The organism is Paraburkholderia sp. SSBN10T (assembly GCF_056619545.1).
On the sequence record NZ_JBWQQI010000003.1, the window covers coordinates 253,004 to 275,979 of the forward strand.

Genomic DNA, 22,976 nt, shown 5'->3' on the forward strand with positions numbered 1-22,976 from the left:
GGGCGAGGCGGGATCGGCAGTCCCAACCGCTTTAATAACGGCGATTTTTACGCGGTCTTGAGGGTTGCGCCGTGCTGGTGCGTGCCTTGCCGGCCGCCGGCGAAAAGGCCCGCTCCGGCGTTTTCAGGAGGTCATTTAAAGCCGCTTTAAAACTATTCCGTTTTGGCAAAGCACAGTGCCATTAACAGGACCTCAAGAGAAATCATTTCAATCAATTCGCATCGTTGTGAAATCAAATTGACTTGAACATGGGCCCGCAATCGCGTGCGACACCCAAAAAGCACGTCGGTCTTTTGTTGTGCAGACAGTCAGAGCGATTGGCGAATACCAATCCGTTTGATGCAATGCAACAGGCATAAACCGCCAACAGCCGTCAGCAGCAGGCTTCAGCCGCCTTCTTTCAGTTCTATTTTCTCAAATAATGCAAACGAAAGCTGAGCGTCTCCATACATTCATACCCAAATGGTTCAATTCGGACGCTTCACACCACGTCCCCTAAAGGTCTGCACCCCTTTCGCGCAGTGTGCGCGTGGCCACATCCGCGCTTGACGCAAAGCCGGTGCCAAAGACCCGAACAACGAAAAACCACCATCTTTGGGAGTTACGTTAAATGTTGCGTCGAGCCTTGATTGCAGTATCCAGCGCCGGATTGGCGCTCGCTTTGTTTGCCTGCGGCGGAGGCAACAAAGTTTCGACTACGTCTCAGGACGCGCTGGCAACCGCTACCCCGATCAAGCACCTGGTCGTGATCTACGGTGAAAACATCTCGTTCGACCATTACTTCGGCACCTACCCGAACGCAACCAACCCGAGTGGCGAACCGGCCTTCAAGGCAGCCTCGGGCACACCGACGGTCAACGGTCTCACGGGCACGCTGCTGACCGCAAACCCGAACTTCACGAACACGGCGAACGGCACGGGCGCAGCTAACCCGTTCCGTCTCGACCGTACGCAAGCGGCAACGGCCGACCAGAACCACGCGTACACGGCCGAGCAGCAGGCCTACGACAACGGCCTCGCCGACCTGTTCCCAAAGTACACGGGTAACGGCACGAGCGGCGGCGCCGGCGCATTCGGCACGACCGGCCAGGTGATGGGCTACTTCGACGGCAACACCGTGACGGCTCTGTGGAACTACGCACAGAACTTCGCGATGAGCGACAACGCCTACACGACGGACTACGGTCCTTCGACGCCGGGCGCATTGGACGTCGTGTCGGGCGAAACCAACGGCTTCCAGATCGTCAAGACCACCAAGAAGCCGTCGACGCTGGCAGCTTCGTCGTACTACATCAACGACGGTCAAGGCGGCCTGACGCTGATCGGCGACGTGGATCCGGCCAACGACCTGTGCTCGAGCACGACCGACACGGGCATGCTGACGAGCAAGAACATCGGCGACCTGCTGAACGCGCAAAACATCACGTGGGGCGGCTTCATGGGCGGCTTCAACCTGACCGAAACCAACTCGAACGGCACCACCGGCTGCAAGCGCAGCACGATTGCCACGGCAGTTGGCGCAGCCACGGCTGACTACGTTCCGCACCACAACTGGTTCCAGTACTACACATCGACGGCCAACCCGAACCACACGCGTCCGAGCTCGACCGCAGCGATCGGCTCGAGCGTGGAAACGGACGGCAAGACGGCAGAACCGGCTAACCACCAGTACGACACGGACGATTTCTTCGCCGCAGTCCAGGCCGGCAACTACCCGTCGGTGAGCTTCCTGAAGGCACCGGCAGCGCAAGACGGTCACGCGGGTTATTCGGACCCGCTCGACGAGCAGGCGTTCGTGACGAAGGTCGTCAACTTCCTGCAGCAGCAGAAGGACTGGTCGAGCACCGCCGTGATCGTGACGTACGACGATTCGGACGGCTGGTACGACCATGCCTATACGACGCCGACGCACGCATCGTTCGACAGCCAGGCTGACCAGTTGAACGGCTCCGGCGTCTGCGGTACGGGCACGGCGCCGGCCGGTGTGAGCGGCGCAGCGGTCAACGGCCGTTGCGGTCCGGGCACGCGCATTCCGATGGTGGTGATTTCGCCGTGGGCCAAGGTCAATTACGTCGATCACACGCTGGTTGACCAGACTTCGGTGGTTCGCTTCATCGAAGACAACTGGCTCGGCGGCACGCGTCTGGGCGGCGGTTCGTTCGACTCGACCACGGGCAGCATCATGAACATGTTCAACTTCAGCGGCAGCGGCAATAACCCGACGCTGTACCTGGATGAGAGTCTGGGCACCGCGGTTGCGACTCCGCCGGCTCTTTAAAGCGGACTAGGCAGGTCCCGCTCCCGGCGAGTTTTTCGGCCCGGAGCGGTTGGTTGTGGTGCCGTGTTGCGGCTCTTGCGGGCGGCAACACGGTTTTCGTTTTTTGGTCGACTCAGCGTATTGAATCGAAATATGACCGAGCTTTCCACCTCGCCTCTGAAGACCCCTTCCCTTAGCGAAAAACCCGCCCGTCGCGGCGCCCGCCTGCTCGTGTGGGGACTGATTGGCATCGTTGTTGCGGCGATCGGCTTTAGCGCCTTCGCCTTCGCTTTTCCCGAGAAGACCCCCGACGCGGTGGGTGAGATCGTCGAGAACCTGAGCGGTGCAAATCCGCATCCGATCGTCCTGCAGCGCTCGCCTGCGGCGCCGCTCAGCGCGGTGGCGCTGCTTGGCAAGCAGCTTTTTTTCGATCCCGCGCTGTCCGCGTCCGGGCGCCAGTCATGCGCCTCGTGCCATAGCCCCGACCATGCGTACGGACCGCCCAACAATCTCTCCGCACAATTGGGCGGACCGAATCTGACGCTGCAGGGCTATCGCCCGCCGCCCTCGCTGATGTACCTCAACCGTCAGCCGAACTTCAGCATCGGCCCCGACAGCGGGGAAAGCGACGACCCGGTCAGCGTCGCGCAGCTTGCCACGCAAAACGCCGGCGTGCAGAAAGCGCAAAAGACCGCAGGCGCCGCGCCCGCCGCACCGCAAATGGTGCCGCAAGGCGGCCTGTTCTGGGACGGACGCGCCGACACGCTGCAGCAACAGGCGTCGGGCCCGATGATGAACCCCGTCGAAATGGCCAACACGAGCATCGAGGAAGTGGCGCAAAAACTTCAAAAGGCGCCGTACCGCGACGCCTTCACCCAGTTGTTCGGCCCGAACATCTTCAAGGACTCGCGCCTCGCGGTTGCGGAAGCGATGTTCGCGATCGGCCGCTACCAGTTCGAAGACAATTCGTTCCATCCGTACACCAGTAAGTACGACTACTGGCTGGAAGGCAAGGCACGCCTCACGCAGACCGAGCTGCACGGCCTGCGCCTGTTCAACGATCCGGATAAGGCCAATTGCGCCGGCTGTCACTTGTCGAAGCCGAGCCGCGACGGTTATGCGCCGCTCTTCACGGACTTCCAGTACGAAGCGCTGGCGGTACCGCGTAACCCGGCTCTGCAGCAGAACAAGTATCCGCATTTCTTCGACATCGGCATTTGCGGGCCCTTCCGCACGGATCTGACCGATCAGAAGCAATATTGCAGCATGTTCCTCACGCCGACGCTGCGCAACTCGGCCACCCGCCAGGTGTTCTTCCACAACGGCGTGTATCACACGCTCGATCAGGTCATGACGTTCTATAACGTGCGCAACACCGACCCGGCGAAGATCTATCCGCGCGGCCCCGACGGCAATATCCAGATTTTCAACGACATTCCGCCGCAATATCGGGCCAACGTCGACTTTACCGACGCTCCGTTCGATCGCAAGTTCGGCGACAAGCCGGCCATGACCGAGCAGGAAATGCGCGACATCATCGCGTTTCTGCAAACGCTTAACGACGGCTACGACGTCAATCGTTAAGTTCTGTACGGACCACGCCTTTCCGGCGTGGTTTTAAGTCTGGCTTAATTCTTCCCTGCAACCATGACGCTCAACATCCCCTGTTGAGCCGCCAGAGTATCGGCGGCGTTTTTTTACCTGAGGGTTGCCGCCGGCGCATCGCACGATGCCGCGCATTCCTGCGAGGGAACCACACCATGGTTGAAGACACGGTATTCGAATATCTGCGGGCCATGCCCGACCACGACTGGGTGCGCCAGATTCAATCCTGCACGGTCTCGGACCCGCTGCAGCATCCTTGGGGACGCTCATACCGGCTGGTCGAATGGACGATGAAGCACACGCCCGATTCATGCCGCCGCGTCGTACCCGCCGAAAGCACGCCGCTCGAAATCGCTCAGGCAGTCGTCTCGCATGTTCCGGGGCGTCGCTTCTGCCAGCACGGCGAGAGTTAGCGCAATCGTCGCTGCGTCGCGCTTCTGCAATATTGAGGGTGTTTCATATACTGACGAAAGGGATTTGAGCTGCGCTCGACGTTTCGCCGGAGATGGTCGCGCATATCTGATCTGCCATTCATCCCATCCCAGGAGCGCTCGCGTGGCTGACAAGGCAAAATCGAAACCGACCGCAAGCAAGTCCCGCCGCAAATCCTCCACCACATCAGCCAGTCCTGCGCCGAATCCCGGTTCCGCCGATAACCTAGCCAATGCGCTGGCCACTGCGCCGGCCACGCCCCCGGCACCTGCGCCCCGCGTCCTCCAGCAGCCCGTCTTCTCGCAACCCGAGCCCACTGCCGATCCGACCGTCTTTCGCGTTCGTCACCCGTCCGACAGCGACGTCTACAAGGAAATCGACAAACTCAACGCGGAGCACAAGCTGTTTCCGTTGCCGTTTCCGCCCCCGCGCGGCGGCACGGAGCCCCAGCTCACGCTCACCGACGTGCTGGGCGGCAACAAGGGAGCCATCAGGCAGATCGAGAAGCGCGGCCAGATGGTGTTTCACTCAACCGGCGATTGCGGCAACACCAAAGGACCGGCTACGCAAAACGAGGTGGCCGACAAGATGACAGCGGACTTTGTCGAAGCGGACGCCAAGGAAGTGCCCCAGTTCATGCTGATGCTGGGCGACGTGGTCTACGACTTCGGCGAAGGCAAGTACTACTACGATCAGTTCTACGAGCCCTACCGCGACTACCCGGCGCCGATTCTCGCGTGCGCGGGAAATCACGACGGCATGGTCTCGCCCGAAGCCCATGCAACGAGCCTCGCGGCCTATCTGCGTAACTTTTGCGCCGAAGGCTTTGTGGTCACGCCCGATGCCGGCGGCCTCTCGCGCACCGCACAGATTCAGCCCGGCGTGTTCTTCACCTTCGAAGCGCCGTTTGTCCGTGTGCTGGTGCTCTACAGCAATACGCTCGAAGACCCCGGGGTCATCGCCGATAGTCAGCACATCGGCGAATCCCAGCTCGCTTTCCTCGAGGCGGCGCTAAAGCGCGTCAAGACAGAAAATTATCAGGGTGCGCTGCTGATCGCCGACCATCACCCGCCGTACACCGTGTCCCGGCACGGCTGGAGCGTCGAGCTGCTTGCGCAGATCGACAGCATCTGCGAAAAGACCGGCGTCTGGCCGCATGCGTTCCTGTCCGGGCACGCGCATAACTATCAGCGCTTCACCCGCACCCGTAGCGCCGACAGCACCCAGATTCCGTATGTGGTCTGCGGTAACGGCGGCCACGGTCTGGCGAAACTCGCCAAACACGGGGAACCCGCGCTGCGCGTACCGCAGGTCATACAGAAGGCCGGCAAAAGCACCGACGAGGTCGTGCTGGAAAACTACGACGACGTCAATTTCGGCTACCTGCGCATCATCGTGAGCGAAGCGCAGTTGCGCATCGAGTATCACTCCGCGAGCGACGGCGTGAATGCCAAAGCACCGAACGACTATGTGACGATCGATCTGCACAGCCGCATGATCGGCCACTTCAGCGCGACGGACCTCGGACGGCCCAAGGCTGCGGCGGAGCTCAGGGCGATGATGAAGAAGCAGAAGGCCTAGCGCGCTCGCTGTGCAACTTCGTCCCGGTAGATCGCCAGTTCCTCCGCCAGTGCCTCGGCAACGCTCGCACGTTGCAGCAGCCGCTTGTAGTAAGCGGCAACAGCCGGCCATTCCGCCAGATCCACCCCGGTAAAGGACGCCCAGTTGAGCACGGCGGCCAGATAGGCATCCGCTACGCTGAAACGATCGAGCAAATAGTCGCTCGCGGCGAAGTGCTTCTGTAGTATGCCGAAGCGCAACGCGGCCTTGTCGCGTGCATAACGCTTGACCTCCTCCGGTGCGTGACGATCGAGCAGCGGAATGAACACCGCCTTATGCAGCTCCGTGCCGATAAAGCCCAGCCACTGCTGCAATCTGGCGCGCTGCAAGGTGCCGGCGGGCGGCGCTAGCTGCGCAGCGGGAAACCGGTCGGCCACGTAGGGCAGAATCGCCGTGTTCTCGCTCAGCAGCCAGCCCTCTTCCGTGCGCAATACCGGCACCTGCCCAAGCGGGCTAATCGGATAAAAATCGGAGCCGTCGCGCAACTGCTTCAACCGGGTGTCGACCTGCACGTACTCGACATGCGCGCCGGCCTCGTACAAGGCAATCCGGGTGCCAAGCGAACACGCCAGCGGGGCGAAGTAGAGCGTCATCATCGCGCGGCCTCCAGCGGCGCGCTCACGACAAGCCGCGGCATCAACGCAGGATTGGCGTTGTCGAGGCAGGCGGCGGCAATCGACACATATTCCACGCCCGTCGCATCCACGACGCCACGCGCAAAGGTGGCGGCCCCGCAGGTCCGGCAGAACAGATGGTGTCCGCCGCCCGTGCCGAACTGATAATCGCCAAGCTCCGATGCGCCGGCCAGCAAGCGAAAATCCTCCGGTTTGACGAGCGTCTCCGAGACGCGCTGCCTGGCGCAGATCCAGCAATGACAGCGGCGACGGCCGGTGTTCAGGTCGACCTCCGCCTCGAATCGTACTTTGCCGCAATGGCAACTGCCGTGGTAAGTCTTCTTCATGGCCCAATCTCCGCAACCGCTGATGGGAAAAGCTTCTACCTGATGTTGAGGCCCATTCTAGGCAGGGGCTCCTGCCAGCGTGTTGTCAGTAGGGAAGCGGATCGCGCCGCCTTCATGTCTTCGCGCCATGTCGCTGTACAAGATCGCCGATCCGGTTCCGCCAATCGATGCGCCGGTCCCGTTGCGCCGCGCCGGCGCCTATGCTCCAATTAGTCCACTTCGTGCTTCACATGCGCCTCAGGAATGTCAATTCCACTCGTCCGCCTTCCCTCGCTGGACCTGATTCGTGGCTTTGTCGCGGTCGGGCGGCGCATGAGCATTACGCTTGCCGCGCAGGATCTGTGCGTCACCCAATCGGCGGTCAGCCGGCAAATCCATGCGCTCGAAGAACAGCTCGGCGTCACGCTGCTGGTACGCGGCCATCGCGCCATCACCTTCACCGCCGAAGGCGAGCGGCTCTTTCGCAGCGCGGATGGCGTGGTCCAACAGATGCAGGATGTGCTCGGCGAGATCAGCGCGGCCGGCGTGCCGCGCCCGGTCACCTTGAGCGCCAGCATCGGCTTTACCGGACTGTGGCTGCTGCCGCGGCTCAGCCGTTTGCAGCAGCGTCATCCCGGGGTGGATGTGCGGGTCAGCGCCAACAACGGTCTCGTCGACCTGCGTCGCGACGGCATCGATCTGGCGATTCGCTACACCGCGGCGTCGCTTGCGCCCGCTGGGGCAATCCGGCTGTTCGGCGAATCGATCGCGCCGGTGGCGCATCCGTCGCTGGGCATCACGGCATTACGCTCCGAACGTGCAATCGCGGAGCATGCTTTGCTGGAGTTCGACGACGCTCGCCATCAGTGGCTGCAGTGGCGCGACTGGCTGGCCGCGCACGGACTGCAGCAGGCGAAACCGCAAGGCGTCCTGCATTTCAACCAGTACGACCAGGTGATCCAGGCAGCGCTCGCAGGCCACGGCATTGCGCTCGGGCGGCTCGAACTGATTCAGCCGCTGCTCGAGACCCAGCAGTTGATCCAGCTTGCGCCCGCGCTGCAATCGGGCGATACAGCCTATGCGTACTGGCTGATTCATGCGGACGACCATGCGCGCGACGAGGTGCATCAGGTCGCGGCATGGATCGAAGCCGAGGCGCAGGCGGGCGGCGCTTAATCGGCGCTTAGTCGACGTTTAACCCGCCGCCTCGCTTGCGGCAAACGCCAGCGCGTCGTCCAGCCGGTCGTTGCCCCAGAACATCTCCGCGCCAACCAGGAACGTCGGTGCGCCGAAGATACCCTGCGCTCGCGCCTGTTCGGTCTGCCGGCGTAGCTCCAGCTTGTTGTCATCGCTTAGCGCGTCCGAAATGATCTGTTGCGCGGGCAACCCGAGCTGCATCAGCACCTGGCTCATCGCCTCGAACGAGTCGATCTCGCCGTCCTGCGAAAAGTTCAGCAGCATCACCGCGCGGCAGAACGCGCCGATCCAGGGTTCTTCGGCTCCCAGCAGAGCCACCCGCAAGGGCAGCAGGGCGCGCCTTGGAAAGGCCGTCGGCTTGCGCCACGGCAGCGCATATTTTCTGCACTGCCGCTCCATGTCCTTCCAGACATACTCGCCCTTCTCTTTCTGCAGCACGAACGGCGACGTTTCGTAGCCCAGTGCCTGAAACACCGCACCGAGCAGGAACGGCCGCCAGCAAACCCGTACCTGGTGCACGGCCGCTTGCGCCTCGATACGCATCACGCTCAGGTAACTGTAGTTACTGCCGAAGTCGAACCAGAAATCCACGGTCCGTGGGGTTCGGACAGGCACAGGTGTTGTCATTGGGCGGGCTCCTTCACTCATAGACGACCAGACAGCGCAATTCGATACTCTCGCGGCGCGGCGCATCCGCGGGCCGCTGCGGATGATCGAAGGCCGCATGCAGCGTGAAGCGCGCCACGCCGCTGATCTGCGCGTCGTATTGTTTGAACACCAGCGCCTCGTGCCGGTCCATCGCGGAGAAATATGCCCAGCGGTGCAGCGCAGAATGGTGGGCCACGTAGATTTCGCCGGTGCGGCGCGGATAGAGCACGTCGCTGCTCACCAGATCGGCTGCCAGCACGCTGCGTGCGTCGCAGACGGCAAGCGGCGTGTCCAGCACCGGTCCGTTGATCGAACGCCATACGTTGACGATACTGTAGCGCCGCACCTTCGCGGCCAACACCGTGTCGGTCAGGACGCGGCCCAGGCGGCTGCGCCCGGAGGCCTCCGTGTAGTCGTTATGGATGCGCCCGTTGGCAGCCGCGACGCCGTCCTCGCCGCGGCGCCCGAACGTCAACGCCGCGCCTTGCGGTTCACGCCGCCGCACCAAATGGTCGAATACGTAGGCCTGCTGGGCGCCGGTCACGGCCAGCGCGAGTTCGGCCGCTTCGTGATAGTAGACCGCGCGCACCGCCTCGGCGTCGAAGAAGTCCTTGACGGCGCTCGGCGCGTCTCGGAGTTCGAAGCCTTCACGGTCGATCGAAGTGCCTTCCGGCAAACCGCGTGCGTCGGTAATCGGCATGTCGTGCGAGTCGTAGGCGCAGTTTTCGCGTGGGACGCCCGGCGGCGGGTCGTAGGCGTAGCTGACCGGTCGCTTGTGAGTGGGGGCCAGGTAGCTCAGGCTTGCGAGGACTGCGGGAGGGTCGTCAGGGCTGGTTGGGCTGGATGATTCATTGGCGACGCGCTGCGGGTGGGAAGGCGATTCGGCGAAGGTATGCATGGACGCTCCAGATAGAGGGCAGTTCGCGTCGGCGCAAGCGCGGCCGCTGCGCTTGTCGAACTGCTCGTCTATTCATTGAAGCGAAACCGCAGGAATGTCTCAAACGACATTTCGGTGCGATTCACATGAGTTTATGGAATGTGAAGGCGAAATTTCAGGTATCCACGAATGCCACACAACGCCTCGAATTTGCAATTATTGACAGACATCCCGTTTAGTTCGGCCTATGATTTAGCTCACCAGTCCAATCCGTGTATGGATACCATCATGGCCTACCCATATGACCTCCTGGCCGCAGCCGGCCTCCTCATCATCGTCGTGTCTTCCACGATCATGCTGGCGCTGTGCTAATGGCTTCTCCTGCCTGGTCAGGGGATATTCAAGGAACGGATTTTTACGTGCGCCAGGCGTCCGGACTGGATGTTTTGAGTGACCAGGCGCAGTGACGCTCAGCATTGCCAGGATTTCGGGGCGGGCGAGCGCCGCCAGTTGTGTTCCTGAACGGTCGCAGTTGCCATCAGAACCCGCTCGGTCACAGGCGACCACTCCTACAGAACGAAATGATCGCCCACCGTATTTGTTTGGATCGGTGACCCAAGGCGTAGAAGCTGTCGACTTACATCTCTTGTTCCCACCAGCCGCGAGTGTTTACATTAGCGGCGTCAGCGAGAGTTTCCAGCTCTGCAATGTCGTCGCTGGAAAGCATCATGCTGGTGGCTCGGACCAGACCATCAATGTAGTTGGACTTGGTGACGCCAATGATCGGCGTCGCGCCCTTGGCGATGGCCCAAGCTGTCGCGACATCGGGCGCTGCTGCACCCTGTCTCTGGCCGATCGAGGTGAGCTTGTCCGTCAGCGCCTTCAGTTGAGGCAGCATGCTATTGTAAATTTCCGCCCGGTTGCTGCCTTCCGGCAGCGGGTTCTCCAGACTGTACTTTCCACTCAGGGCGCCCTGTTCAAGCACCATATAGGCGAAGAATGGGATGCCTTGGCTGCGGCAGTAGTCCAGGATGCCAGTATCTTCGGAACTGCGGTAGAGGAGGCTATAGTGGTTCTGGATCGCTTCGACCCGGAACCCGGCACCGCCTAAGATCTGGTCGGCGAGTTTGATTTCGCTCAGATTGTGATTCGAAACACCGACATGTTTGACCTTCCCATTTTCGAGCAACGGGATCAGTTGGGGAGTCCACCGCGCTACATCGGCGGGATTGTGAATCCAGTAGAGATCAATGTAGTCAGTACCGAGGCGGGTTAGACTTTGTTCCAGCATGTCCGCTACCGGATCGTCGCTGGTTGCCGCAGCCTGTGGAGTGAATTTCGTGGAGAGCTGATAGTCATTGCGAGTGTAGCGTTTCAGCACCTCCCCGAGTACGGTCTCTGAACGCCCCATACCGTAGACCATCGCGGTATCCCACAGAGTGAAGCCCGCCGTATGCGCCTTGTCTGCGACTTCTTCCAAACCCGCCTGAGTCAGCCGGCTACCGAAGTAGCCGTCGCCAGTCTTGCCGCTGTCGCCCCACGCCCAGGTGCCTAGTGCGACCGTGGGAATCTTAAGTTTATCGATTGTCATGTTCGCTCCATACTTGTTCCGCGGCCAGGTTTGCTGTGACCTGGGCGCTGCAGACATTGTGATGTGCGGCGAGGCTGGGCCGTTAGCCCGATTCACCAAGATTACTGCCCAATCCTCCAGAATCTGCGGGTTCGCATTGCCACCCTCCCGCGCCCCGTGCGATGGTCCAATTCATGGAAAAACTGACCGAAATCGCGGCCGTGATTGCCCGGCATACCTCGAAGGATGGATTCCACGCCACTCCCATCGAACGTGTGACGCTTGTGCGATCCTCCACGGTGACGATGCCAATGCCGAATGTTTACCGGCCGCAACTATGCCTCGTCGTGCAGGGACAAAAGGAGGTCACGCTGGGCGACCGGGTGTTCAGATATGCACCGGGCCGCTATGGGATCGTCACGCACGACCTGCCGGCGACGGGCCAGGTGATGGAGGCGACGCCTGACAAGCCCTATCTCTGCCTGTACCTCGATTTCGATCCCGTCATGCTGGGGCAGTTGACGTCGCGTGTGCCGTCGCCGCCGGAAGCGCCCTCTCTGTCGATAGGCAAGACGGTTTCCCCCGCCGGCAACAGTCTGCTCGACGCGGCGCTGCACCTGCTGCGCCTGCTCGACGAACCAGCAGCGGTGCCTGTGCTCGGGCCGCTTGCCGAGCAGGAAATTCTCTATCGCCTGCTCGCCGGCCCCGATGGTGCCAGGATGCGCCACATCACCTCCAGCCAGGGTCGGGTGGCTCACGTCGGCCGCGCCATCGCCTGGATCGCGCAGAACTTCCGGGAAAGATTCAGCATCGAGAGGCTTGCTGCGGAAGTTGGAATGAGTCCTTCGAGCCTGCACGAACGTTTTCGCCGTGTGACGGCGATGACGCCGCTGCAATTCCAGAAGCAACTCAGGCTCCAGGAGGCCCGCAGCTTGATGCTGGTGCAGGACATCGACGCCAGGACTGCAGCCTTCTGCGTGGGCTACGAAAGCCCCTCGCAATTCACGCGCGAATATCGACGCCACTTTGGAGAACCGCCGGCTCGTGACATAGCACGCCTGCGCGCTTCGCCGGGTTTAGCAGTGGTCACTTGAGTTCTTGTTTCCGATTTACGCACGTCAATGCTTTAAAGACATGCCCTCGCACGTCCCGCCACAGGCGTAGGCAAAGTCGGCACCCACGACGCAGTCGCCAGCCACGCCAAAGCAGACAGTAGTGCAATGGCGAAGAACGGCGGGAGCAAACCAGATCGTTGCCGATCAAGCTGCCCAGCGGCACACCGGTCACCATTGCCAGCGTCAGCCCGGCGACATCAGGGTAATCGCCCGGCTGGCCACCAGCAAATGCCGACCTCTGGACTCTGGCTCGAAAAAATCAGCCTCTTATGACGCGAAAAGGAATGGCTCGACATAGCGGCAAAAGAAAAATACCGGCTGCCGACTCTGATATGTAAGCCGCCCTGTAAGCAGCCCGATGAAGGTGCGCGCGGCTCGTCCAGGCAATGGCGGCTTGATGAATGGTACCGCCGTCTGAACGTCGAAGTCACGGACGGAGGTGTCCGGTGTAGAACGTCTTTCGTTCGCTAAGTGCGTCTAGCCCCGAGGCGTCGTTTAACATCGGGGAGCGTGTATCACTCCCCGATCGAGGGCAGCGGAGCTGGAAGCTCATGCCAGACCTGGACCAGCCAACCCAAAGCGCTTCACTGAAACGTGACGGACCTGATGGGACGGTGCTCGGGAAGCCGGGCGATATTTCCAGGAGCAACGATAGCCATTCCCCATCCTAACCGCTGATGTGATCCGGCCCGCCCACTTCCTTGATGAAGGCAAGCAGGAGTTCGCTGAGCCGAACCGGCTGCTCCTGTTGGATCCAGTGACCGGCGCCGTCGATCAGCTCGATGCCCCCCATTCTCGTCGCCGCCTTCGTCCTCATGAGATCGAGCGCGCCCGGCGCCGAATAAGTGCCCCAATCGCTCTTCCCGCCAATGAAAAGCGACGGGACATCGATCGTCTTGCCCGAAAACAGGCGCAACTCAGCATTCAGGTCAGGATCGGAAAAGACGCGATAAGCCTGCAGAGCGCCTTGAAACCCCGTGCGGCCATACTCCCGCGTGTACACCCCAAGTTCCGGCTCGGTGAGCCATTTGCAGGCCTGGACCTCGGTGGGGGACGGTTGGAATGGAGCGACGGTCTCGGGCATCGTCTTGCCGAGATTCATGACGTAATAGGTGGGCATCTGTGCAAATTCTGCGGCGGTTAGCGCCTTCAACGGATGCGGCCTGTTTCCCGGCCAGTCGGCGCTCTTGACGTAAAAAAATGCACGAAGAAACGCGTGTAAGCCTTGAGGGGGGTGCCACATGTCGTGGTTCGCCTCCCGTGTACTCAGGTATTGCTGGTAATGCTCTCTCGGCGGGTCGAGCGCCGCCAGCGCGGCCGCTAACTTTTGGTTGCCAGTGTTCGGTTGAACCGCCGATACCTCGCTTTCCGCGATGTTGAAGGGAAGCGTCGGCGGACCGGGGAACGGTGCGCTCATCAGCACTACCGAGGGAAAGACGTCAGGTCGGGCCAGCGCACAATAGGCCGCCACGGGCGAGCCGAGGTCGTGCCCGACAAGCATTGCCGTACGCCGATACCCCAACGCCAAAACCAATCCGAGGGCGTCGCGCGTCATATTCAAGAGACTGAAGGGCGCTAGCTGGGCGTCATAGTCGTTCACCCAACCGATGGTGCGGCCAAAACCCCGCTGGTCGGGTGCCACAACATGGTAGCCGGCGTCAGCTAGGATTGGGATGAGGTGTCGCCAGCCGTAAGCCAAATCCGGAAAACCGTGCAGAAGCAGCGCGAGCGGCCGACCGGGGCTCTCGTAACCGGCTTCGAGAATATGAACATCGAGGCCGTTGACCCCATGGACCATGCGCGAGCGGACCCCCTTGGGAAGCGTTCCTTCGGCATATGTTGATGTGGCCAAATCAGTTCCTCCTGTGGGGTTTGCACGGACCGGTCGAAATAAAGCCGCAAACAGACTGGCCGCGCCCATCGCCAAGACGGCTCGTCGGGACGCCGATGGCTTATTTTGGGAGAGGGACATCGCTAGAGTCCAATATATGGTGATCGCCATAGTAACGTCAAGCGAAACGTGGTACGTTCTCGCCATGACACGAAAGACTGACGCCCGCGGTCGCGCGATTGCTACGGCCGAACGACTATTTCGCATCCAAGGCTACACTGCGACTGGATTGACCCAGATCCTTGAAGAAAGCGGCGCGCCTAAAGGATCGTTTTATTTTCACTTTCCACGCGGAAAGACTCAGCTAGCAGAAGAAGCAATCGATCATTACGTTGCGAGCAGAATTGCTGTATTGCAGAATATCTCGGCCAATACAGAGGGCGACGCTCTGAGTTTTGTTCAACAGATTTTCGGCACATTCGCGGCCGAAATGGTTGCCTCTGATTTCCAATATGGATGTCTGATGCAAAATCTGGCGAATGAACTGCCTGCGCTCGACGCTGAGCTGACCAAGCGGGTAGCACGCGGATTTGCTGATTCGACCGAGATTGTTGCGAAGCATTTCAGGGGGTGCGGTTTCACTCCCGCGCGCGCCTCCTCTACCGCAGCTGCGTTGGTCGCCGCCCTCGAAGGCGCCCGAACGATCGCCCGCCTGGAACGCACGCCGGCTGTGTTCAACGCACTGGAAGATGTTAGTGTCCAAAGGTGCGCTGCCCCCGAGGGCGATCCGGTCCGATGTTCACGGTCGGATGAAATTGGCACCGATCATCCTGTGAAGAGCGTCGGCCTTTAAGAATTTCCTTTCGCAGACGCCCAACCGCCGGATGAGTGTCTTAGCATCGTCTATTGCGGGCCCGCCACAATCAGTTTGGCTTCGGCTTAAGCAGGAAGATGTCACGCTAATGCTCTCGACTGCGTTCGCTTGGGTCACGCTGAGGCAGCCGGGCAACTTGAACGCATGGAGAATGGGCATGCAGGCTAACTTGAAAAACGCCGAAGAGGTCGGCCTGCCGGCGAACTCACGGCTGAGCCGGTCGTACCTCAAGGCTGATTTTATCGACGCGTTCGCGGTGGACCTGCCAGCGACTGCCTCCAACGACGCAGAGTCTCTCGCTCGATACATCTTTGCAGGGCAACCCCGGTGGATCGCGATGCTGCTGGGAGTTCGCGACATTGCCGTATGGCCATTCGGCCTTAAAAGAGCGGTCAATCTGAAAGTCGCGAAGGGCGACCGGCTAAGTATTTTCCGCGTTTTCGAACGGCATGAAGACGAGATCATTCTGGGCGAGGACGACACACATCTTGATTTCCGCGTGTCGGTCCTCGTGCAGCCTGCATCTGAGGACCGGCCCCAGCGACTGATAGTCACTACGCTTGTCTTCTACAATCGTCTGCTGGGTCGGGCCTATCTTGGCCTTATCGCTCCTTTCCATCGCCTCGTCGTGCGAGCCTCGCTCGACCGGGCACAGAAGCTCGGATGGCCCGGCCGGTAGCAGCGATTCCGATCAACGCTCCTTCCAGCGGGCCATAGATGGCCAGACGCTCGAAGTCGCGGGTTCCTGAGAACGGCCAGGACCAGGCGTAGCTATCCATTTCCACCTGATCAGTCACGCGCTCGCCCCTTCATTAGCAGACACTCATGGCTACCTGATGGTTTTCCTTATCAACACCGTCTTCGGGTTGGTAAAGAGTTGACGACCTTCAGCACCATGTTCCGTACCGAGGCCCGATTGCTTGTGCCCGCCGAACGGAATGTCGACGCCCTGGGTATGGATCTCGTTCACCCAGACCATTCCCGTTTCCAGACGGTTCGCTACTGCAACTGCGGCCTGGGTATCGCGGCCCCAGACCGAGCCGCCGAGGCCAAACGGGCTGTTATTGGCGCGATCGATTACATCGTCGACATCGTCGTAGGCGATGATGGGTACTATGGGGCCGAACTGCTCCTCCTGTACGATTTTCGCGTTCTCCGGTGGGTTGTCGACAACCGTAACTGGAATAAAGTAGCCGGGGCGGCTTTCGTTGACGTTCCCACCAAGAACAACCTTCTGGCCGTTAGCCTTGATGTCCTCGAGAAAATCTTTCACCTTCTCGTACTGCATCCTGTTCTGCACTGGTCCGATCGTAACCTCAGGATCGAGCCCGTTGCCAAGCTTTTGTTGGCGGGCATAGTCAACGAACGTCTTTACGAAGTCGGGATGGAATGATCGATGAACGTAGAGACGCTTGATGCCGACACACCACTGGCCTGAGTTTCCGATAGCCCCCCAAAACAGTTGGGGGATGATCGATTTGTAGTCCGCGTCGGGGAGCACAATCGCCGCGTCGTTACCGCCCAACTCGAGCGTGACGCGCTTCACGGTCCCAGCAGCAGCGCGCAACACGTGCTTTCCCGTCTCTGTAGAACCTGTGAAACTGATCTTGGCGATGTCGGGATGATTTGTCAGCAGCGGGCCAAGTTCATTGCCACCCGAAACAACCGACAGCACGCCTGGCGGCAGGACGGATTGCGCAATCTGTCCAAAGCGCAGTGCGGATAACGGAGTAAAGGGCGAAGGCTTGATCACCATGGTGTTGCCAGTAATCAGCGCAGGCGCCACCTTCCAAAGTGCAAGCAGCACCGGGAAATTCCACGGTGTGATGGCACCGATCACACCGAGCGGCGTATGGTGCAGCTCGACAATGTGTTCTTCGGTCTCCTCGACGACCTCGATCGGTATTCGACGGGCGGCAATCTGACGAATCCACGCGATGGACTGATCGACCTCCGGCTCCGCCATGGTCTTCAGCGGCTTCCCCTGTTCAAGGGTCAGCAGGCGTGACAGTTCATCCCGATGTACTTCGAGTGCATCGGCGTAGGCGTCGAGGTATTTCTGGCGCCCGTCGTAGCCAAGCGCTGACCAGGCTTTGAACGCATGCCTGGCCGCTGTGACGGCTTCTTCAAGCTGCTCCGCTGAGGCTGCTGGAGCCACGGCGAATGCTTCACCAGTAGCCGGGTTAATTACGTCAAAGTTTTCTTGCGACTGCACAAGATTACCAGCGATGCTGAGGTAATACGGGCCGTGGAAAATGTCAACGGACTGAGCTGCTTGAGGTAGTGCAGACATGAATTGTTCTCCGATGTATGGACGCTGAGATGCCGCTGGCGCGAATGCCCGCAACGGATAAGCGGAATCTTCGGCGCTTGGTAGGAGTGCTTAGATTTAGAAAGATGAAATTTTTTCATTCAGCCGCTACTACGGAAAACGCCGGCTGGGCGCTTACGCTGGGCCGCTCCTGCATTCTTCCGTACCACGCCAGCAGCGCGGTGCACTCAGCTGGTACTTCTAGCTTGACGATAGAAGCGAAGACCAGGCCACCGATTACGGTGATGTCGGCCATCGAAAATTCGTTGCCCGCAACGTACGGCTGGTTTCGGAGAACAGTATCGAAGTAATGCATCCCGCGCAGGGCCTTGTCGCGCTGCCTGAATCCCCATTCGGGGTTCTGGTACAGCTCGACCTGCGGCCCCAGCCCAGGCGTCCCGTGATGGAAATACACGCTTATTGCGTCGAGCAGTTCCAGTTCGGCACGCTTGCTCATCATGTGGATCAAGCCTTTTTCGAGCGGCGCCCTACCGGTCAGGGTCGGCGTCCCATCAAGTCCGTCAAGGTACTCCGTGATGGCCGTGCACTCGGCAATGCAGGTTCCGTCATCGAGTTCAAGCACCGGCAGCGTTCCCGAGTAGTTCTTGCTCGCAATGAACTCGGGCTTTTTGTGCTCGCCCGCGTACAGATCGACCGTCACGAACTGCACTCGCGATTCCAGGTTCTTTTCCGCCAACGCAATGCGAACACGCGTCGGATACGGCCCTTGCGGGAAGTCATAAATCGTCGTCGTCGACAACCGATTGTCATCGATGCTCGTTGCAATAGCACTCATTTGGCTTTCCTTCTGCAATTGGGTTGTGACGAACGCACTCTATCTAGCTAACGTTCGTTAGGTTTACAATATGCGCTACAATCCGGGCTGTCAACACTGAATAGTCGATGCGGAGAATCTTACAAGTGAGGAACGAATCGAACACAAGCTCCAGGGAGCGGATCCTTGCGGCGGCCACGAAGATTGCTCAGGCCCACGGCTACAGTGGGCTGAATTTTCGGGATCTCGCGGAAGACGTTGGTATCAGACCCGCCAGCATCTATCACCACTTCACGAACAAGGCTGACCTCGGTGCAGCGGTGGCACGACGCTATTGGGAGGACTCGGCAGCGGTTCTTGAAGCCCTGCAGGCAGAATCCTCGGACCCGTTGCACTGCCTGCACCGCTATCCCGAAACCTTTCGCAAGGCGCTGGAAAACGCAAATCGCATCTGCCTGTGCAGCTTCATGGCTGCCGAAAGCGATGACCTTCCTGATGAAGTGATGAAAGAAGTCCGAACCTTTGCTGAGGTGCAGATTGCCTGGCTGAGCAACGCTCTCTCAGCGGCGAAGGTTGTTGATTCAAAACGAAGTGATCAACGGGCTCGCGCTATCTTCGCCGCCGTAGCTGGCGCACAGCTCATTGCGAGGAGCCGTTCGGACGTCTCCATCTACGACACATTGATCGACGGCTATCGTGCTGCCGGTCTACTTCCTGCCTAGCACGCTTGTGAATTGCGTGATACACCCTCACTCCGCATTGTTGCTGCAGCCGGGCGGCTCTTGCGTGAAGATTCGCGAACTGCTTCCATTGGTTGAACAAGGGGTGGTGACGGTGAACAGATGAACCGCTTCCAAAGTTGCAGGAGCGCCTGCGCGCCTTCCCGGTTATCGGCGTGAATCATATTCCCACTGATGAGCTGGAGTGCCGTATATCCTTCTGGTTGGCTGGAATACGTCGATGTTTAAGTCATCTCGCACCGTAGAAATGACGGTACTGCCACGCAGCCTGCCTTATCAACTCGTCGTCGGGCCACGGGCCGCTTCCAAATCTGCCTATCGAAAGAGGCCCCAGATCAATAGGGGGTGCACCGTCGACGATCCACGCGGCAAGCGCTTCCCCCAGTGCCGGCGCAATGGAGAGTCCCGCGACATTGCAACCGCTCGCGAAGTAAAACCCGCGAATTGCGGGCGCGGGTCCGACGATGTGCTGGCCATCGGCCGTCATCGTTGGCAGCCCACCACGGTGCTCGCGGACCCCGGCCTTCAGAAGGACCGGAAGCTGGGCTTCTACATCCCGAGCGTAGTGCCAGAGAACCTTGGCATCGAGCGACAGATCCTTGATGTCAAAGTTGGCGTCGAAGCCACTCATGTCGAAGAATCTCGGATTTTCCTCGTAGACTCCCCAGAGAAATCCGCCGTCGCAAGGTCTCATATACACCGCGGCATCCATAATTCGGATCATCGGCAATTCGGCTCGGGCATCAGACACTGGCTCGGTAACGAACAATTGCTGCGCTGTCGTAACAAGAGGTACTCGAATTCCGCTGGCTTCAGCGATTTGTCGCGTCCAGGCGCCGGCTGCGTCGACGACGATAGGAGCCCGTATGCGACCGCATGTGGTGTCGACCCCGCTCACCTCGCCGTCCGAAATCAGGATGCGCGTAACCGCAGTGTTCGGCAGTAACACTGCACCGTTTGCTTGCGCAGCACGAGCGAAGCCGACGGCCAGTTGGGCGGGATTGAAATACATGTCGTCGCCGACGCGCATTACCGCAACGACCCCCGTCGTTTGAAGAAACGGGTTGAGCCGGTGTGCCGCGTCGAGGGAGAGTTCCTCCACGTCCAGGCCGTGGCGCCGGCCACGCAGGATGTCTTCCTGAATGACCTCGGCGTCGACCGGTCGCCGCGCGACCTTGAGGCTGCCCGACTGCACCCAATCCAGAGGCTGACCGGTGTCCGCAGAAAATTGCCTGATCTTGGCAGCCGCCAGCTTGATCAGGTCGACCATCAAGTCACTCTTGCGCATGCAACTGACCATGCCAGCCGCTCGCGGAGAGGTTTGTGAGCCGATTTCGAGCCGCTCGAGCAGCGCGACCCGGTGGGTGCCCCGCTTTGTCAGATAGTAGGCTGTCGCCGCGCCAAGCCCGCCAGAGCCAATGACGATCACATCTGCGAATTCGACCATCGCTGCTTCTCCTGTCTATCACGCCGCTCGAGCCGTCAGGCGAAGGGCGCTTGACCCATGGTATACCTCGGAACAAAGAAGAAAGCGGCCGCGAGCCCCACGGCACGGGAGAAAACTCGTGCCCATACATCTGGTCGAATGCGATATCCCGATCATGCTGATGTCTTTTCTCAAACCGGTCTATTTCTGCAAGCATTGATTTGTGGTCAGCCACCGGGCTATCTCTTTTGTAGCAGGGCGCGAACCAGACACTCACTTGTTCCTCCCGCGCAGCATCTAGCTGCGTTCGTCATGGCAGGCTAGCCGCGCTAGCGCGCCCTCCCCCGCACCGCAATCCCCGCCGCATGGCACCGTCCTCACACGAAATCACCAGATCAGCGACAATCAACTAGCTAACTTGCCGTTCAGATAACTCTCGAGCCGCGCACGCCCCCTTCTCGCGCTTGCAGCCACTCGACGCGCCCTGCGGAATCAGGCAACGTCCGGCCTCCCGCAGCATGCGGCGAAGATGAACCAGACCGGCCAGGCGTGCTATTAGCAACCGTCACCCGTGCGCCCACCGCAACGCGCAGCGTTGCCCGGCGCATCGACTCCCCTTACCGTTGCAAAACGAACAGGAGTTTCCCAAATGATGAATCGAGACAACCCCGTTTGGCTGATCACCGGCTGTTCCACAGGCTTCGGCCGCGAACTGGCGAAACTGGTGCTGGAACGCGGCTGGCGTGCGGTAGTCACCGCGCGCGACCCGTCGAAGGTGGTGGACCTCGCCGAAGGTCACGCCGGGCGGGCGCTCGTGTTGCCGCTCGACGTCACGAAGCACGCGCAGGTCGAGGCAGCCGTAGCGCAGGCTCAGGAGCACTTCGGCCGCATCGACGTACTCGTCAATAATGCCGGCTACGGCTACCTGGCCGCCATCGAGGAAGGCGAAGACGAGGCCGTGCGCGAGATGTTCGAGGCCAATGTGTTCGGCCTCGTCGACATGGCCAAGGCAGTGCTGCCCATCATGCGCAAGCAGCGCAGCGGGCTGATTGTCAACGTATCGTCGATTGGCGGCCTCACCAGCTTTGCGGCGACCGGCTATTACCACGGCACCAAATACGCGGTGGAAGGCATTTCCGAATCGCTGGCGACGGAGGTCAAGCCGCTCGGCATCGACGTGCTGATCGTCGAGCCCGGCCCGTTCCGCACCAACTGGGCGGGGTCGTCTATCAAACAATCGGCGACGCAGATCGAGGACTATGCAGCCACCGCGGGCGAGCGCCGCAAGCAGACTGCCGCGCGCAGCGGCAACCAGGCCGGCGATCCGGTGCGCGCCGCGCAGGCCATCATCGACGCCGCGCTCTCCGACACGCCGCCGCTGCGTCTGCTACTCGGCAAAACCGCGCTCGAACTGGCGCACAAGAAGCTCGACTTGTTGCGCAAGGACTTCGACACGTGGGAGGCCACCACGTTAGGAGCGGACTTCCCGGAAGGCACGAAGGGCACAACCGTGCCCCTGTGATCCGGCGAGCTACCCGCCCGCCGGCACCGCCCGCCGCTCAGTCGAGCCGCGTATCACCAGTTCGCCCGGTAAGACGAGCGTGCGCGTCGACATGGACGGATCGGCCAGTCGTTGCGTCAGCAACTGCATCGCGTTCTTGCCGATCTCATAGACGGGCTGTGCAATCACCGTGACGCCCGGCGACACGAGTTCGGTCCACGCATCGTTGTCGAAGCCGGCCAGCGCGACTTCAGCCAAAGGCGTGGTGCTGCGCACCCGCATGGCCCGATAGGCGCCGAGCAGCAGCAAGCCGTTGCTCGCCACGATCGCATCGGGCCGCGCGGCGGGCTCGCCTGCGAGCCAAGCGCCGACATGCACCAGCGCGCTTTCCGGGTTCGGCTCGACAAACTCGGCCTGCGCCGGCAGATCATGCCGGCGCAGCGCATCCATAAAGCCTTCATGGCGCTCGCGCCCGGTGGTACTGGCATTGCCGAACAGGCCGGCAATGCGCCGGTAGCCGCGCTCGACCAGATGCTCGACCAGCCGCGCCGAGGCATCGCGATTGTCGAGCACCACCGCATCCGCGCTGCCTGCCGGCGCGGCACGGTCGATCATCACCACCGGAAAGTCGTAGGCCTGAGCCTTGAAACGCTGCGCCGCATCGTGCGTGGGCGAATAGATCACACCGGTCACGCGCTCCTCCTCCATCAGCCGCAGATACATGGCTTCTTTCTCGGGGTTCTCGTCGGTGTTGCAGAGGATCACGCGCAAGCCTTGCTGATACGCGGCGTCTTCCACCGCGCGGCTGACCTCGGTAAAGAAGGGGTTGCGCACGTCCGAGACGATCAGGCCGATGGTCGCGGTGTCTCCCGAACGCAGCCGGCGTGCGGCCGCGTTGGGCCGGTAGCCCAACTGCTCGATGGCGCCCAGTACGCGCTGGCGGACCGTATCGCGCACCGGGCCGTTATTCGACAGCACGCGCGAGACCGTGGTGACCGACACCCCTGCCGCCTGGGCAACATCCTTGATTCGTAGATTCATGAAAGTGGTATCGATTCCTTAAACCGATCGGTATTTTCCCTGGATTCCGCTTTTGCCTGAGCTGTGGCCATCCGACGCCGAACACTTGAGGCGCGGCCTTCCCGGACCATTCTACCTGGCTTTGTGCCGTTCTCAGCGAATTTCTCCAGAACGGCCAAAGCTTGACTCTCAATGTGGTATCGATTCCAATACGATCACTTTAACGATTCGATCCAG

General features: G+C 60.7%; 21 protein-coding genes. 11 read left to right on the forward strand and 10 right to left on the reverse strand.

From position 1 onward, the window contains the following. Positions 1-610 precede the first annotated feature (610 nt). From AC1ECK_RS06020 to AC1ECK_RS06035, 4 genes are all read left to right on the forward strand, one after another. On the forward strand, positions 611-2,278 hold the full coding sequence (locus tag AC1ECK_RS06020; protein WP_480316900.1) for a phospholipase C: 1,668 nt from the start codon (positions 611-613) through the stop codon (positions 2,276-2,278). A gap of 132 nt (positions 2,279-2,410) precedes the next feature. Further along, positions 2,411-3,841, forward strand: a complete 1,431-nt coding sequence (locus AC1ECK_RS06025) for a cytochrome-c peroxidase (RefSeq protein WP_480316902.1) — start codon at positions 2,411-2,413, stop codon at positions 3,839-3,841. 176 nt (positions 3,842-4,017) lie between these two features. Beyond that, entirely contained in the window at positions 4,018-4,275 is a 258-nt protein-coding gene (locus tag AC1ECK_RS06030) for a DUF2866 domain-containing protein (protein ID WP_480316904.1), read from the forward strand. Positions 4,276-4,417: 142 nt separating this feature from the next. Beyond that, positions 4,418-5,875: a metallophosphoesterase family protein gene (locus AC1ECK_RS06035; protein WP_480316906.1), complete on the forward strand. Its 1,458-nt coding sequence runs from the start codon at positions 4,418-4,420 to the stop codon at positions 5,873-5,875. Here the strand turns inward: AC1ECK_RS06035 and AC1ECK_RS06040 are convergent. Both AC1ECK_RS06040 and AC1ECK_RS06045 read right to left on the reverse strand, forming a co-directional pair. Beyond that, complete coding sequence (locus AC1ECK_RS06040; protein ID WP_480316908.1) at positions 5,872-6,510, reverse strand: glutathione binding-like protein; 639 nt, start codon at positions 6,508-6,510, stop codon at positions 5,872-5,874. The two genes, AC1ECK_RS06035 and AC1ECK_RS06040, sit on opposite strands and share 4 nt — an antisense overlap. After that, positions 6,507-6,875 (reverse strand): GFA family protein, encoded by a 369-nt coding sequence (locus AC1ECK_RS06045; protein WP_480316910.1) that lies wholly within the window; start codon positions 6,873-6,875, stop codon positions 6,507-6,509. The genes AC1ECK_RS06040 and AC1ECK_RS06045 overlap by 4 nt, the downstream gene beginning before the upstream one ends. Before the next feature lie 243 nt (positions 6,876-7,118). Here AC1ECK_RS06045 and AC1ECK_RS06050 point away from each other — a divergent pair, with 243 nt between their 5' ends. Beyond that, a complete protein-coding gene (locus tag AC1ECK_RS06050) occupies positions 7,119-8,030 on the forward strand; it encodes a LysR substrate-binding domain-containing protein (RefSeq protein WP_480316912.1) in 912 nt (303 codons plus the stop codon). Between the two features lie 18 nt (positions 8,031-8,048). Here the strand turns inward: AC1ECK_RS06050 and AC1ECK_RS06055 are convergent, their stop codons facing one another. Next, positions 8,049-8,678 (reverse strand): DsbA family protein, encoded by a 630-nt coding sequence (locus AC1ECK_RS06055; RefSeq protein ID WP_480316914.1) that lies wholly within the window; start codon positions 8,676-8,678, stop codon positions 8,049-8,051. 13 nt (positions 8,679-8,691) lie between these two features. Beyond that, on the reverse strand, positions 8,692-9,597 hold the full coding sequence (locus AC1ECK_RS06060) for a CmcJ/NvfI family oxidoreductase (protein ID WP_480316916.1): 906 nt from the start codon (positions 9,595-9,597) through the stop codon (positions 8,692-8,694). 168 nt (positions 9,598-9,765) lie between these two features. Here AC1ECK_RS06060 and AC1ECK_RS06065 point away from each other — a divergent pair, with 168 nt between their 5' ends. Then, entirely contained in the window at positions 9,766-9,948 is a 183-nt protein-coding gene (locus AC1ECK_RS06065) for a hypothetical protein (protein ID WP_480316918.1), read from the forward strand. Between the two features lie 265 nt (positions 9,949-10,213). Here AC1ECK_RS06065 and AC1ECK_RS06070 read toward each other — a convergent pair whose 3' ends face one another. Next, a complete protein-coding gene (locus AC1ECK_RS06070) occupies positions 10,214-11,167 on the reverse strand; it encodes an aldo/keto reductase (RefSeq protein ID WP_480316920.1) in 954 nt (317 codons plus the stop codon). A gap of 173 nt (positions 11,168-11,340) precedes the next feature. On the opposite strand from AC1ECK_RS06070, the gene AC1ECK_RS06075 reads away from it, so the two are divergent. Next, a complete protein-coding gene (locus AC1ECK_RS06075) occupies positions 11,341-12,240 on the forward strand; it encodes an AraC family transcriptional regulator (RefSeq protein ID WP_480316922.1) in 900 nt (299 codons plus the stop codon). Between the two features lie 688 nt (positions 12,241-12,928). Here AC1ECK_RS06075 and AC1ECK_RS06080 read toward each other — a convergent pair. Beyond that, complete coding sequence (locus AC1ECK_RS06080; protein ID WP_480317343.1) at positions 12,929-14,059, reverse strand: alpha/beta fold hydrolase; 1,131 nt, start codon at positions 14,057-14,059, stop codon at positions 12,929-12,931. Between the two features lie 190 nt (positions 14,060-14,249). Between AC1ECK_RS06080 and AC1ECK_RS06085 the strand changes: the two genes are divergently transcribed. Continuing rightward, complete coding sequence (locus AC1ECK_RS06085; RefSeq protein ID WP_480316924.1) at positions 14,250-14,945, forward strand: TetR/AcrR family transcriptional regulator; 696 nt, start codon at positions 14,250-14,252, stop codon at positions 14,943-14,945. Positions 14,946-15,123: 178 nt separating this feature from the next. Beyond that, on the forward strand, positions 15,124-15,645 hold the full coding sequence (locus tag AC1ECK_RS06090) for a DUF2867 domain-containing protein (protein ID WP_480316926.1): 522 nt from the start codon (positions 15,124-15,126) through the stop codon (positions 15,643-15,645). 150 nt (positions 15,646-15,795) lie between these two features. On the opposite strand, the gene AC1ECK_RS06095 is transcribed toward AC1ECK_RS06090, so the two are convergent. Then, a complete protein-coding gene (locus tag AC1ECK_RS06095; protein WP_480316928.1) occupies positions 15,796-17,259 on the reverse strand; it encodes an aldehyde dehydrogenase family protein in 1,464 nt (487 codons plus the stop codon). Positions 17,260-17,374: 115 nt separating this feature from the next. Further along, a complete protein-coding gene (locus AC1ECK_RS06100; RefSeq protein WP_480316930.1) occupies positions 17,375-18,073 on the reverse strand; it encodes a glutathione S-transferase in 699 nt (232 codons plus the stop codon). A 107-nt stretch (positions 18,074-18,180) separates the two neighbouring features. Between AC1ECK_RS06100 and AC1ECK_RS06105 the strand changes: the two genes are divergently transcribed. Beyond that, positions 18,181-18,774 (forward strand): TetR/AcrR family transcriptional regulator, encoded by a 594-nt coding sequence (locus tag AC1ECK_RS06105; protein WP_480316932.1) that lies wholly within the window; start codon positions 18,181-18,183, stop codon positions 18,772-18,774. A 247-nt stretch (positions 18,775-19,021) separates the two neighbouring features. Here the strand turns inward: AC1ECK_RS06105 and AC1ECK_RS06110 are convergent, their stop codons facing one another. Beyond that, on the reverse strand, positions 19,022-20,239 hold the full coding sequence (locus AC1ECK_RS06110) for an NAD(P)/FAD-dependent oxidoreductase (protein WP_480316934.1): 1,218 nt from the start codon (positions 20,237-20,239) through the stop codon (positions 19,022-19,024). 628 nt (positions 20,240-20,867) lie between these two features. Here AC1ECK_RS06110 and AC1ECK_RS06115 point away from each other — a divergent pair. Next, the gene (locus AC1ECK_RS06115; RefSeq protein ID WP_480316936.1) at positions 20,868-21,740 is read left to right on the forward strand and encodes an oxidoreductase; all 873 of its coding nucleotides are present in this window, start codon (positions 20,868-20,870) and stop codon (positions 21,738-21,740) included. A 9-nt stretch (positions 21,741-21,749) separates the two neighbouring features. On the opposite strand, the gene AC1ECK_RS06120 is transcribed toward AC1ECK_RS06115, so the two are convergent. After that, complete coding sequence (locus AC1ECK_RS06120) at positions 21,750-22,760, reverse strand: LacI family DNA-binding transcriptional regulator (RefSeq protein WP_480316938.1); 1,011 nt, start codon at positions 22,758-22,760, stop codon at positions 21,750-21,752. Between the last annotated feature and the right edge of the window lie 216 nt (positions 22,761-22,976).

Coding starts and splice junctions, on each gene's coding strand:
- AC1ECK_RS06075 (WP_480316922.1), top strand. CDS start 11,341: ATGGAAAAACTGACCGAAATCGCGGCCGTGATTGCCCGGCATACCTCG.
- AC1ECK_RS06060 (WP_480316916.1), bottom strand. CDS start 9,597: ATGCATACCTTCGCCGAATCGCCTTCCCACCCGCAGCGCGTCGCCAAT.
- AC1ECK_RS06045 (WP_480316910.1), bottom strand. CDS start 6,875: ATGAAGAAGACTTACCACGGCAGTTGCCATTGCGGCAAAGTACGATTC.
- AC1ECK_RS06110 (WP_480316934.1), bottom strand. CDS start 20,239: ATGGTCGAATTCGCAGATGTGATCGTCATTGGCTCTGGCGGGCTTGGC.
- AC1ECK_RS06120 (WP_480316938.1), bottom strand. CDS start 22,760: ATGAATCTACGAATCAAGGATGTTGCCCAGGCGGCAGGGGTGTCGGTC.
- AC1ECK_RS06020 (WP_480316900.1), top strand. CDS start 611: ATGTTGCGTCGAGCCTTGATTGCAGTATCCAGCGCCGGATTGGCGCTC.
- AC1ECK_RS06090 (WP_480316926.1), top strand. CDS start 15,124: ATGCAGGCTAACTTGAAAAACGCCGAAGAGGTCGGCCTGCCGGCGAAC.
- AC1ECK_RS06065 (WP_480316918.1), top strand. CDS start 9,766: ATGCCACACAACGCCTCGAATTTGCAATTATTGACAGACATCCCGTTT.
- AC1ECK_RS06055 (WP_480316914.1), bottom strand. CDS start 8,678: ATGACAACACCTGTGCCTGTCCGAACCCCACGGACCGTGGATTTCTGG.
- AC1ECK_RS06095 (WP_480316928.1), bottom strand. CDS start 17,259: ATGTCTGCACTACCTCAAGCAGCTCAGTCCGTTGACATTTTCCACGGC.
- AC1ECK_RS06080 (WP_480317343.1), bottom strand. CDS start 14,059: ATGGTCCATGGGGTCAACGGCCTCGATGTTCATATTCTCGAAGCCGGT.
- AC1ECK_RS06105 (WP_480316932.1), top strand. CDS start 18,181: ATGCGGAGAATCTTACAAGTGAGGAACGAATCGAACACAAGCTCCAGG.
- AC1ECK_RS06115 (WP_480316936.1), top strand. CDS start 20,868: ATGATGAATCGAGACAACCCCGTTTGGCTGATCACCGGCTGTTCCACA.
- AC1ECK_RS06025 (WP_480316902.1), top strand. CDS start 2,411: ATGACCGAGCTTTCCACCTCGCCTCTGAAGACCCCTTCCCTTAGCGAA.
- AC1ECK_RS06070 (WP_480316920.1), bottom strand. CDS start 11,167: ATGACAATCGATAAACTTAAGATTCCCACGGTCGCACTAGGCACCTGG.
- AC1ECK_RS06100 (WP_480316930.1), bottom strand. CDS start 18,073: ATGAGTGCTATTGCAACGAGCATCGATGACAATCGGTTGTCGACGACG.
- AC1ECK_RS06030 (WP_480316904.1), top strand. CDS start 4,018: ATGGTTGAAGACACGGTATTCGAATATCTGCGGGCCATGCCCGACCAC.
- AC1ECK_RS06050 (WP_480316912.1), top strand. CDS start 7,119: ATGTCAATTCCACTCGTCCGCCTTCCCTCGCTGGACCTGATTCGTGGC.
- AC1ECK_RS06040 (WP_480316908.1), bottom strand. CDS start 6,510: ATGATGACGCTCTACTTCGCCCCGCTGGCGTGTTCGCTTGGCACCCGG.
- AC1ECK_RS06085 (WP_480316924.1), top strand. CDS start 14,250: ATGGTGATCGCCATAGTAACGTCAAGCGAAACGTGGTACGTTCTCGCC.